Source organism: Mesorhizobium shangrilense (assembly GCF_040537815.1).
In the GTDB taxonomy this organism is placed as follows: domain Bacteria; phylum Pseudomonadota; class Alphaproteobacteria; order Rhizobiales; family Rhizobiaceae; genus Mesorhizobium; species Mesorhizobium shangrilense.
In genome coordinates this window covers 2,038,587-2,051,941 of record NZ_JBEWSZ010000001.1, presented here as the reverse complement: position 1 = coordinate 2,051,941, position 13,355 = coordinate 2,038,587, and the positions used below count along the sequence as shown (strand labels likewise).

General features: G+C 62.8%; 4 protein-coding genes. All 4 read left to right on the top strand.

What is annotated here, in order from left to right:
* Positions 1–17: 17 nt before the first annotated feature.
* The gene (gene hutU, locus ABVQ20_RS10380; RefSeq protein WP_354459409.1) at positions 18–1,688 is read left to right on the top strand and encodes a urocanate hydratase; all 1,671 of its coding nucleotides are present in this window, start codon (positions 18–20) and stop codon (positions 1,686–1,688) included.
* Between the two features lie 4 nt (positions 1,689–1,692).
* A complete protein-coding gene (locus ABVQ20_RS10375) occupies positions 1,693–2,280 on the top strand; it encodes a HutD/Ves family protein (protein WP_354459408.1) in 588 nt (195 codons plus the stop codon).
* Between the two features lie 268 nt (positions 2,281–2,548).
* A complete protein-coding gene (locus tag ABVQ20_RS10370) occupies positions 2,549–11,116 on the top strand; it encodes a glycoside hydrolase family 94 protein (RefSeq protein ID WP_354459407.1) in 8,568 nt (2,855 codons plus the stop codon).
* 435 nt (positions 11,117–11,551) lie between these two features.
* On the top strand, positions 11,552–13,330 hold the full coding sequence (locus tag ABVQ20_RS10365) for a glucan ABC transporter ATP-binding protein/ permease (protein WP_354459406.1): 1,779 nt from the start codon (positions 11,552–11,554) through the stop codon (positions 13,328–13,330).
* Positions 13,331–13,355 lie beyond the last annotated feature (25 nt).

Genomic DNA, 13,355 nt, shown 5'->3' with positions numbered 1-13,355 from the left:
CTTTCGGGAGATGCCGCATGAACAATCCTCGCCACAACATCCGTGAAGTCCGCAGCCCGCGTGGCACGGAAATCAGCGCGCGCTCCTGGCTGACGGAAGCGCCATTGCGCATGCTGATGAACAATCTCGACCCCGACGTCGCCGAGAACCCCAACGAGTTGGTCGTCTATGGCGGCATCGGCCGGGCGGCGCGCACCTGGAACGATTTTGACAGCATCGTCGCGTCCTTGAGGACGCTGGCCGATGACGAGACGCTGCTGGTGCAGTCCGGCAAGCCGGTCGGCGTGTTCCGCACCCACACTGATGCGCCGCGCGTGCTCATCGCCAATTCCAATCTGGTGCCGCATTGGGCGACTTGGGAAAAATTCAACGAGCTCGATAAGAAGGGCCTGATGATGTACGGCCAGATGACGGCCGGCTCCTGGATCTACATCGGCACGCAAGGCATCGTGCAGGGGACCTATGAGACCTTTGTCGAGGCTGGCCGCCAGCATTATGGCGGCAATCTCAAGGGCAAGTGGATCCTGACCGGCGGCCTCGGCGGCATGGGCGGCGCGCAGCCGCTGGCGGCGGTGATGGCCGGCGCCTGCTGCCTGGCGATCGAATGCAACCCCGATTCGATCGATTTTCGCCTGCGCACCCGCTATGTCGACGAGAAGGCCGAGACGCTCGACGAGGCGATGGAAATGATCGAGCGCTGGACCAAGGCCGGCGAGGCGAAGTCGGTCGGCCTGCTTGGCAATGCGGCCGAGATCGTCCCGGAAATGTTCAGGCGCGGCATCCGCCCCGATATGGTCACCGACCAGACTTCGGCCCACGACCCCATCAATGGCTATCTGCCGAAGGGCTGGACGATGGCTGAATGGCGCGAGAGGCGCGTCAGCGACCCGAAGGCGGTTGAGAAGGCGGCGCGCGCTTCCATGCGCGAACATGTCGAGGCGATGGTGGCCTTCTGGAACGCCGGCGTGCCGACGCTCGACTATGGCAACAACATCCGCCAGGTGGCGAAGGAAGAGGGTTTCGAGAACGCCTTTGCCTTCCCCGGTTTCGTGCCAGCCTATATCCGCCCGCTGTTCTGCCGTGGCATCGGGCCGTTCCGCTGGGCAGCGCTGTCCGGCGATCCGGAAGACATCTACAAGACCGACGCCAAGGTGCGGGAACTGACGCCCGGCAATACACATCTGCACAACTGGCTGGACATGGCGCGCGAGCGCATCGCCTTCCAGGGGCTGCCGGCGCGCATCTGCTGGGTTGGGCTTGGCGATCGCCATCGGCTCGGCCTCGCCTTCAACGAGATGGTGGCCAAAGGTGAGCTCAAGGCGCCAGTCGTCATTGGTCGCGATCATCTCGATTCAGGCTCGGTCGCTTCGCCGAATCGCGAGACGGAATCAATGAAGGACGGCTCGGATGCCGTGTCCGACTGGCCATTGCTCAACGCGCTGCTCAACACCGCGTCCGGCGCCACCTGGGTGTCGCTGCATCATGGCGGCGGCGTCGGCATGGGATTCTCGCAGCATGCGGGCATGGTCATCGTCGCCGACGGTACCCCTGACGCGGCCAGGCGGCTTGAGCGTGTGCTCTGGAACGATCCGGCGACCGGCGTCATGCGTCACGCCGATGCCGGCTATGACATCGCCATCGAGTGCGCCAGGGAGCACCAGCTCAACCTGCCGGGCATTCTGGGCTGAGGCCATGCATATCCTGCGGGCAGCCGAATACCGATCGATGCCGTGGAAGAACGGCGGTGGCGTGACGACGGAAATCGTCGTCTCGCCCACTGCCGCGGGACTCGATGATTTCGACTGGCGCGTCTCCATGGCGCGTGTCGAGAACGGCGGTCCGTTCTCGCAATTCGCCGGCATCGACCGCACTTTGGCGGTGCTGGAAGGGGAGGGCATTTCCCTCGACATTGCCGGCCGGCCACCCGTCGCGGTGACCAGGGCGGCCGCGCCGCTCTCCTTTCCTGCGGACGCGCCGACAATTGCGGCACTGATCGCCGGCCCGATCACGGACCTCAACGTCATGACAAGGCGCAGCCGCATGACCCATGTGGTCGAGCGCCTGATGATTTCGGCTCCGCTCGAAATCCAGCCCGAAGCCGATACGACCCTCATCCTGAGCCTTGATGGGGACATCACGGTGGCCGGAGCAATGCCGGCCCGCCTGGGGCCGCTCGACACGCTTTTGGTCGAGCCCAATGCCGGAAAAATGCTCATCGAGCCGGCCGGGATCACGACGCTGTTCGTGATCCGCATCGATCGTGTCGCGGGCAACAATTAACGTCTGTTTCCAAACATGATCGTGACGCCGGCGAAATATGGCGTAAGCTCTCCACAACATCACGAAAAAGCCTGAATCCTCTTCGTCGATCAAATCCGGACGGGAGCGAGGGGCGCTCGTCTGGAGGTTGTCGAAAGATAACGCCCTGTCGTGGTGCGGACACAAACTTTCGGCCAAGTGTTGCGATGCAACCAATTGCATTTGAATCGGTTTTAAGGACATTGCCGTGGCGGTGACGCCGCTGAGTGTCCGCCATACGGAATTTTCAATGAATATTCAGACAAACCCTGCCCAAATCGACAAGACGAGCGCCAGCTTCCCGGCCATTACCGAGGAGCCGATACGCTCCAATTTTCTGCCTGAAGACCGCCTGCGAGAGCTTGGCGAAACCCTGGCCAAGGGGGACCTCAAGGATTTGTTCGGCCTGACGCCATTCGATTTTCAGGCGCGCACCCGAGACAGCGCCAAGAAGATCCTGGAAGTCTACCGGTCGACCAATGCAGCGCAGGCCAAGGGCGAAACGATCACTCCGGCCGCGCAATGGCTGCTCGACAACAATTATCTGGTCGAAGAGACCATTTTCCAGATCAAGCGTGATCTGCCGCGCCGTTTCTACCGCCAGTTGCCGACGCTGAAGCTGCCGGACGGGGCAGCCGTGCCGCGCGCGCTGGCGCTGGCCTGGACCTATGTGGCGCATTCGGACAGTTCCGTTTCGGCGACCATGTTCAAGGCGATCGTCGAGGGTTTTCAGTCGGTCGAACCGCTGAAGATCGGTGAACTCTGGGCGCTGCCTTCGCTGCTGCGCTTCGTGCTGATCGAGAATCTTCGCCGCCTGGCCGTCAGGGTCAATCGCACCCGGCAGATGCGCCAGATCGCCAATGATGTCGCCGACCGCGTGCTGGCGACCGACGACAGCGCCGACCGGCAGGCGATCCTGTCGAGCTACAGCGCCCACGCCCAAGACACCACCTTCGCCACCCAGTTGCTTTATCGTTTGCGCGATGGATCGCAGAACGCCGGCAAGGCGCTGGAATGGCTGGAAGGGGAGCTCGAGAAAACCGGCTCCGACGCCGAGGAAATCATCATCGGCGAGCATCACACGCTGTCCAGCGGCAACGTGACCACGGGCAACATCATCCGCGGCCTGCGCCTCATCAACGACGTCGACTGGACGGTGTGGTTCGAGGGCGTCAGCCGTATCGACACGCTTCTGCGCGAACGCACGGATTTCGCCGCACTGGACTTCTTCTCGCGCGACCAGTACCGGACCGCGATCGAGGAACTGGCACGCCGCTCCGACCTCTCCGAATTTCGTGTGGCTGAGAAGGCTATCGAACTCTCCGGCCATCTGTCCGATGGTTCCGAGGTCGATCCGGCCAAACCCCTTACCGACGTCGGCTTCTTCCTCGTCGGCCCGTGCCGGCAGGAACTGGAAAAAGCGATCGGCTATCGGCAGACCGTCAGCCAGATCGTCAACCGCACCTTCCGCAAGACCGGTTGGCTGGGCATCGTGCTTCCGGTCTTTGCGCTGACGGTCCTGCTTCTCGTCCTGGCTGGCAACGCGCTTGCCCATCTCGGTCTCTCGGTACCGTCCATCGTCGTGATGCTGGCCTTGTTTGCCGTGCCGGCCAGTGAAGGTGCGCTGGCGTTCTTCAACACGGTCGTGCTGCTGTTCCTGAAGCCAACGCGGCTGGTCGGCTATGACTACAAGCATGGCGTGCCGACGGAGGCGCGCACACTGGTGGTGGTGCCTTCGCTTATCGGCTCACGCGACGACGTCGAGGAAAACATCCGCAACATCGAAGTGCATCACCTCGCCAATCTGGCGGGCGAGATTCACTTCGCCTTGCTTTCGGACTGGCCCGACAGCAAGACCGAGATCGATGCCGGGGATATGGAAATCCTCGAATACGCCCGTGCCGAGATCGCCCGGCTGAACGCCCGCCACCCTGTCGAAACCGGGGCGCCCCGCTTTTATCTGTTGCACCGGCACCGGCTGTTTAACGCCGCCCAGGGCGCATGGATGGGCTGGGAGCGCAAGCGTGGCAAGCTGCATGAACTGAACCTGATGTTGCGCGGCGACAGCGACACCACCTTCCTGCCGCTGGATGTGCCCCTGCCGGAAAACGTCGTCCACGTGATGACGCTCGACGCCGATACGCGCACCACGCGCGACGCGGTCGCCACCTTGGTTGGCAAGCTTTGTCATCCGCTCAACCGGCCGCATTTCGATGCGGCAAAACACGTGGTCACGGCCGGCTACGCGATCCTGCAGCCGCGCATCACCGCGTCGCTGACATCAGGCGATGATGCGTCGTTCTTCCAGCGGGTTTTCTCCGCCAATCGCGGCCTGGATCCTTATGTCTTCGCCGTATCCGATCTCTACCAGGACGTCTTCGGTGACGGGTCCTTCACAGGCAAGGGCCTCTATCATGTCGACGCCTTCGAAGCCGCCCTGCAGGGGCGCATCGAGGAAAACACCATCCTCAGCCATGATCTGCTCGAGGGTGCGCTGGCGCGCTCGGCCTTGGTCACCGACGTCGAACTGGTCGAGGACTATCCTACCCGTTACTCCGTCGACGCGTCGCGTCATCATCGCTGGGCGCGGGGCGACTGGCAGCTTCTCGGCTTCATTCTCGACCCGCGCTCGGGTGTGCCGGCGCTGTCGCGCTGGAAGATGGTCGACAATCTGCGCCGCTCGGTGACGCCTATCTTCTGGGTGATGGCGGCAATCGCCGGTTGGTCTCTGCTACCCTTCACGCAGGCGGCACAATGGCAGGCCCTGCTCATCCTCACGCTGTTCATGGCCCCCACTTTCGACATCGTCAACGCGATCCTGCCGAAGAGCGGCGACCAGACGCCGCGCGGTCATTTCTCGGCGCTGGCCCGCGATGTTGCCTTTGGCACGGCCATGGTGGCGCTGAAGATCGTTCTCATGGCGCATCTGGCCTGGATGATGGGCGACGCGATCATCCGCACATTCTACCGGCTGTTCGTCAGCCGGCAGAACCTGCTGGAATGGCGCACCGCCTCACAGGCGCACAAGAACGGCGACAACGATCTCGGCTCCTACTACGGCATGATGTATGGCGCGGTGATCATCGGTTTTGTCGGCCTTGCCATCCCGGTCCTGGCGGATTCCACCGGGGCCTTCGTCGCCTTCTTCTTCGCCCTTTTCTGGATCGGTTCGCCGGCCGTCGCCGCCTGGATCAGCCGTTCGGCCGAAACCGAGGACCGCTTGCGCATCTCGGCCGCTGACATCCATGCGCTGCGCACGGTTGCGCGGCGCACTTGGCACTATTTCGAAACCTTCGTCACGGCCGAGCATCACAACCTGCCGCCGGACAATTTCCAGGAGAGCCCGGCGCCCGTTGTCGCGCCCCGCACGTCGCCGACCAACGTCGGCGTCTATCTCCTGTCCGTAGTCTCGGCGCGCGATTTCGGCTGGATCAGCCTGTCAGATGCCATCACCCGCATCGACGCCACCATGACGACCATCGAGAGCATGCCGCGCAGCCGCGGCCATCTGTTCAACTGGTACGACACGACGACGCTGAAGCCGCTCTATCCGCTCTATATTTCTGCGGTGGACAGCGGCAATCTTGCCGGCCATCTGGTGGCGGTCGCCGCCGCCTGCGCGGAATGGGCGGAGGCGCCCTCTGTCCACCTCCAGGGTGATTTCGAGGGCATCCTCGACACGGTGACGATCCTCTCGGAGAGCCTCGACGACTTGCCTGACGACCGCCGCCAGTTGCGGCCGTTGCGTCAGCGCCTGACGGACCGTCTCGACGGTATGCGGCGTGCGGTCGAGACCATCAAGGCGCAGCCCGAAATGGCGTCGATCCGCACGATCAACCTAGCGATTCTGGCCGGCGAGATCCGCAAGCTGGCGACCGCCATCGACACCGAAGCCGCATCGGCGCGCAGCGATGTCATCGCCGATTGGGCGGCAAGACTCGAAGCGACCTGCGAGGCGCATGTCTCCGACTCGCATAGCGATGACAATGCCGTCGAAGCGTTGCGCGCCAAGCTGTTGACGCTGCGCGAACGCACGCGCCGCTTTGCCTTCGAGATGGAGTTTGCCTTCCTGATGCGGCCGGAGCGCAAGCTGCTCTCGATCGGCTACCGGGTCGAGGAACGTCAGCTCGACGAGAGCTGCTATGATCTGCTCGCCTCCGAGGCGCGACTGACCAGCCTGTTCGCCATCGCCAAGGGCGACCTGCCGACCGAGCATTGGTTCCGGCTTGGGCGGCCGATCGTCGAGATCGGCTTCCAGGGCGCACTGATGTCCTGGTCCGGCTCGATGTTCGAGTACCTGATGCCGCCACTGGTGATGAAGGAGCCGCAAGGCAGTATCCTCAATCAGACCAGCAAGCTGATCATCAAGCGACAGATCCAGTACGGCCGCCAGAAGAACGTTCCGTGGGGCATTTCCGAAGCGGCCTACAACGCCCGCGATCGCGAGTTGACCTACCAGTACACCAATTTTGGCGTTCCCGGGCTTGGCCTGAAGCGCGGCCTTGGCCAGAACACCGTGATTGCCCCTTACGCCACGGTGCTGGCGGCGCAGTTCAACCCACGCGAGGCTGTCCAGAACCTGGCCCGGTTGCGCGAAATCGGCGCGCTTGGTCGTCATGGCTATTACGACGCGGTCGACTTCACGCCGCAGCGCGTGCCCGAAGGTACCGACCACGCCGTCGTGCTGAACTACTATGCGCACCATTCGGGCATGTCGATCGCCGCCGTCGCCGACGCTATTTTCGAAGGGCGCTTGCGCGACCGCTTCCACAGCGATCCGGTCATCGAATCCGCCGAATTGCTGCTGCAGGAAAGGGCGCCGCGCGACATTCCAACGGCGACGGTGAGGACCGAGGCCGATGAACGGGCCAAGGACGAGACCGAGGTGGAAAGCCCCGACACGCGCATCGTGCTCAATCCCTTGCAGGCGCTGCGCTCGACCAGTGTGATGTCCAATGGCCGGTACTCGGTCATGGTCACGGCAACAGGTTCGGGCTACAGCCGCTGGGGTGAGCTTTCCATCACCCGCTGGCAGCCCGATCCGACGGAAGACCGGCTTGGCTCCTATATCTTCCTGCGCGACGCGGGCAGCGGAGACTGGTGGTCGGCGACAGCCGAGCCGAAGCGCGCGGCCGACGAAAAGTCGCAGACATTGTTCTCCGACGACAAGGCGAGCTTTGTCAAGACGGTGGGCACGCTGCGCTCCGAGGTCGAATGCATCGTCATCTCGGAAGGCAATGGCGAGGGCCGCCGGGTCACGCTTTACAACGAAGGCAACACCGATCGGCATATTGAGGTGACATCCTTCGCCGAACTGGTGCTCGGCTCGGATGCCTCGGACAATGCGCATCCTGCCTTCTCGAAGATGTTCGTGGAAACGGAAATTGCTCCCAATAACGGCGCGATCTTTGCCACGCGGCGCAAGCGGGAAACGAGTGAACCGGACATCACAATGGTGCACTTCGTCACCGATCCATCCGGCCCCGCGCGGGACGCCGAGGCGGAAACCGACCGGCGCGCCTTCATCGGGCGTGGCCGCACCATCGTCGATGCGGCTGCCTTTGATCCTGGCGCGAAGCTTGGCGGTCACTCCGGCTTCACGCTGGATCCGATCGTCTCGCTGCGCCGCCAGGTGCGTGTGCCAGCGAACAAGAAGATATCGCTGACATTCTGGACCGCCGTCGGCGCGAACCGCGCCGAACTGGAGCAGGCCATCGCCCGGCTTGATCATCAGGAAAGTTTCGCCCGCCAAGCGATGCTCGCCTGGACGCGCAGCCAGGTGCAGACCCGTCATCTGGGGTTGAGCCTGACCGACGCCGCCAACGTGCAGAAGCTCGCGCGCTACCTGATCTATCCCGATCCGTTCCTGCGCCTTCCGGCCGAATCCATCGCCTCCGGGCTCGGCAAGCAATCGAGCCTGTGGCCAACCAGTATTTCCGGCGACTTTCCGATCTTCCTGGTCAGGATCGGCGATGTGGCCGATCTGGAAATCGTCGCCCAGGCGCTACGCTTCCAGGAGTATATGCGTGCCCGTGGCATGATGATCGATTTCGTCGTCGTCAACGAGCAGGCGTCCTCTTATGTCCAGGACCTGCAACGCGCGGTCGAGACGCTGTGCGAAAACAGTCGCCTGCGAGGCAAGGAACTCGGGCCGCGCCAGCACATCTTCGCGGTGCGCCGCGACCTGATGGACGAGACGACCTACAAGACCTTGCTCGCCGTCGCCCGGGTGGTGCTGCATACGCGCAACGGTACGATCTTCGACCAGATCGAGCGGGCCGAAGCCGCTGCTCTACAGGCGCGTGATGCTCAGCAGCCTGTCGGAGCGGCGACCGCTCGCGAACCGTCATTGCCAGTCCCGATGGCTCCAGCAATGGGCAATCATGCCTTGATGGACAGCCGCGCGGACGGCAGTGGGCTGAGCAACTGGAATGGCTTTGGCGGCTTCGACAGCGATGGGCGGCATTATGTCGTGCGACTGGCCGGCCGGCGCACAACGCCGCAGCCATGGATCAATGTCGTCTCCAACGCGTCGTTCGGCTTCCACACATCGGCTGAAGGCGCTGCTTTCACCTGGAGCCGCAACAGCCGCGATTACCAGCTGACGCCGTGGTCGAACGACCCGGTCACCAACCGGCCGGGCGAGGGCGTCTACATCTACGATCAAGCCAGTGGCAAGGCGTTCTCGCCGTTGGCCACCGTCGTTCGCGATCCGACGATGACGTATGAAGCTTGGCATGGGCAGGGTTTTTCAACCTTCCGTTCCAGGCGTGGCCCGCTGTCGATGGATCTCACCCATGTTGTGGATCCGGTCGATCCGGTGAAGATTTCCCGGCTGCGCATCCAGAATGGCGGCTCGGTGCCGGTGCGGTTGCGTGTCTACGCCTATGCCGAATGGGTGCTTGGCGGCCATCGCTCGCGCACGGCGGCCACGATCGTTTCGTCCAGGGATGCCGCGACCGGCGCGTTGCTGGCACAAAATCCCTACGGCCTCGATTTCAGCGAACGCGTGGCCTTCCTTGCCTCGGACACCGATCCGCAATCGGTGACGGCGGACCGAAGCGAGTTCCTCGGCCGGCATGGCACAAGCGAATTCCCGCATGCTGTCCTCAGCGGCAGCGCCCTGTCAGGCCGCATCGAAGCCGGTGACGATCCCTGCGCGGCAATGGTTCGCGACATCGAAGTGCCTGCCGGCGGTGATGTGACCCTGCTTTGGCTACTCGGCGATGCGGGCTCCGTCGAGGAAGCCAGCGCGCTGGTGCGGACCCATCGCGGCAAGGATTTCGATCAGCGGTTGGCCGACAACGAGCGCGAGTGGCGCGGTTTTCTCGACACCATCCAGGTCGAGACGCCCGACAAGGCGCTCGATGCCATGGTCAACCACTGGCTGCCGTACCAGAGCCTAGCCTGCCGCATCCGTGCCCGTTCCGCCTTCTACCAGGCGAGCGGTGCCTTCGGCTTCCGTGACCAGTTGCAGGACACGCTGGCTCTGCTTGCCCATGATCCGAACCTGGCACGCGAACAGATCCTCAACGCCGCGCGCAGGCAGTTCCCCGAAGGCGACGTGCAGCATTGGTGGCTGCCGCGCACGGGAGCGGGTGTGCGCACGATGATCTCGGACGACGTTGTATGGCTCGCCCATGCCACGGCCCGCTACCTGCTGGTGACAGGCGATACCGCGATCCTCAAGGAGCAACTGCCTTTCATCGACGGCCAGGCTCTGGCCGAAGGTGAGCATGACGCCTTCTTCACGCCTGAACCGTTGAAGAAGACCGCCTCGCTTTACGAGCATTGCGCGCGTGCGCTCGACCTTGCGGTCAAGCGCAGCAGTCCCGCGGGCTTGCCGTTGATCCTGGGTGGCGATTGGAACGACGGCATGAACCGGGTCGGCGACCACGGCAAGGGCGAGAGCGTCTGGCTTGGCTGGTTCCTGCTGAAGACGCTGGGCGACTTTTCCGCCGTGGCCAAGACCGAAGGCGACGCCAAGCATGCTCAGGCCTGGACGAAGCATGCCGAGATGCTGAAGCGCGCTTTGGAAACCACTGCCTGGGATGGCGAGTGGTATCGCCGGGGCAGCTTCGACGATGGTACGCCGCTTGGTTCACGCAGTTCCGAGGAGTGCAAGATCGACTCCATTGCCCAGTCATGGAGCGTGCTCTCGGGCGATGGCGATCCGGCGCGATCCAAGACCGCGATGGACCAGGCCACGAAAATGCTGGTCGATGACGAACTCCAGATCGTCAAGCTTTTCACGCCGCCCTTCTCGAAGACCGACAAGGATCCAGGTTATATCAAGAGCTATCCGCCGGGCGTCCGCGAGAACGGCGGCCAGTACACCCACGCAGCGACATGGTTCGTCATTGCGCTGGCCGAAATGGGCCGCACCGACGATGCATATCGCTGTTTCTCGATGCTCAACCCGGTCAACCACGCTCTCGATGAGGCATCGGCCGAGCACTATCGTGTCGAACCCTATGTCGTGGCCGCCGATATCTATGCCGGTGAAGGCAGGGGCGGCCGTGGTGGTTGGACCTGGTACACGGGCTCGGCCGGCTGGCTCTATCGTGCTGCGGTCGAGAGCATCCTTGGCATCGAAAGGCGAGGCAAACGCATCCAGTTCCAGCCGCGTCTGCCCAGCCATTGGGGCGGCTATACCGCAACGCTCAAGATGTTGGGCGGCGAACTCAAGGTCCGCGTCATCAGGGACGGCAAGGCCAAGGCTGTATCGCTTGAAGTAAACGGCGCCAAAGCCAAGGGGTCATCTTTTGAGCCCAAGGCTGGTGACAACGCCGAGGTGGTCGTCAGGATTCCCGCCTAGAAAACGGCGGGGAATTCGGGGAGCGCTAACGCAACGGCTCGAAGATCGTGATCGATTTTCGGGCCGTTCGTTTAGATTCAATGGCTTAGCCTGCCCCTTGCACCATCGAGAATGCGCGGCTTCCGGCAAAGGTTCGCCTTCCCAATACATGCGTGATCTTGTTTCGACGGAGTAATCGCGATTTTTGGAGCTTCTCGGGAACCTTCATTGATTAAAATTGCGGCAGCACTATCTGATTGCCATGATTTTGCCGCACCGCTGACATTTCACCTTTTATCTCAGTCCGTTAGCTGATCACGGCAGATTTCGGAACGTCGCTATCTTTTGTTCGCGAAATGGGAACGGAAGCTGTAGACGGGCATTGTTTTGCGACGAATGACCCGATACGAGTCATGAAATGATGCAGTGCACAAATAGTTTGGCGGAGTAGCTGCGGTGTCCCTTCTGCAAATCTACTGGAGAGCGCTCGGTTATCTCGCTGCCGACAAGAAACGCGTCGCTCTGATCTGCGGCGCGAATGTCGCGCTCGCCATCGTAGCGCTTCTCGAGCCGATTATGTTTGGTCGCGTCATTGGCGCTATCTCCGAACGCGGCTCTGTCTTCACCACGCTGGTCATGTGGGCCGGTCTCGGCGCCTTCAACATCGTTGCTTTCGTCATGGTGGCGCGCGGCGCTGACCGCTTTGCCCATGCGCGGCGCAGCGAGGTTCTGTGCCAGTCCTTCGAGCGCGTGATCACTATGCCGCTCGCCTGGCACCATCAGCACGGCACCTCCAATGCGTTGCACACGCTGCTGCGCGCCGTCGAAACCCTGTTCAGCCTCTGGCTTGAATTCATGCGCCAGCACCTTTCCACGGCTGTCGCCCTCGTACTGCTGGTCCCGACCGCGATCAGCATGGACCTGCGCATGTCGCTGGTGCTGCTTGGCCTCGGACTGCTCTATGTCGGCATCGGTCGGATGGTAATGCGCCGCACCAAGGCGGGCCAAGCGGCCGTAGAGCGTCATTATCATCAGGTCTTCGCTCATGTAACGGATTCGGTCAGCAACGTCGCGGTTCTGCAGAGCTACAACCGTCTCGGTCTCGAAGCCGAGACGCTGAGGCGCTATGTCAAGAACCTGCTGGACGCACAGAACCCTGTGCTCGACTGGTGGGCGCTGGCCAATGCCTTGCACCGTCTATCATCGGCAATCTCGATGCTGATCGTGTTGTCGATCGGCTCCTATCTCGTGACTCATGGTCAGTTGGGTATCGGCGATGTGATTGCCTTCACCGGCTTTGCCACGATGCTGATTGCTCGCCTCGACCAGATGTCGGCCTTCGCCAACCAGATTTCCGAGGCGCGCGCCAAGCTAGAAGATTTCTACCAGCTCGAGGACTCCGCGGCCGATGCCGCCGAGCCGGACGGCTTGCGCGATCTCGCCAATGTCACCGGTCATGTCCGCTTCGAGAATGTCGGCTTCGAATTCGCCAATTCGGGCCAGGGCATCGACGACGTGTCGTTTGAGGTTCTGGCCGGCCAGACTGTCGCCATCGTCGGACCGACCGGCGCCGGCAAGACCACGCTCATCAATCTGCTGCAGCGCGTCTTCTCACCGTCCCATGGCCGTATCCTGATTGACGGCGTCGACACTCGCACGGTGACCCGCAAGTCGCTGCGCCATTCGATCGCCACCGTGTTCCAGGACGCAGGCCTGCTCAACCGCTCGATCGAGGACAATATCCGAGTCGGCCGTGCCGATGCGACCAATGACGAGATCCACGCCGCCGCCAATGCGGCTGCCGCGCAGGACTTCATACTGTCCAAAAGCAGCGGCTACGACACGCTGGTTGGCGAACGTGGCGGCCAGCTTTCGGGCGGTGAGCGTCAGCGTATCGCTATTGCCCGCGCCGTGCTGAAGGACGCCCCGATCCTGGTGCTCGACGAAGCGACCAGCGCCCTCGATGTCGAGACCGAGGACCGCGTCAAGGAAGCTATCGATGAACTCAGGCGCGACCGCACCACCTTCATCATCGCGCACCGCCTGACCACTGTCCGCGACGCCGATCTGGTCGTGTTCATGGACAAGGGCAGGGTGATCGAAATGGGCGGCTTCGCTGAACTGTCGCTGCGCAACGGCCGCTTCGCCAGCCTGCTGCGCGCCGGCGGCCTGCTCAACGACGAGGAGGTTCGCCGCCTCAGCCGCACGGTCCAGCAGCAGGAAGAAGCCGCCTGAGCAGATGTTGGTTCTTCCTTCTCCC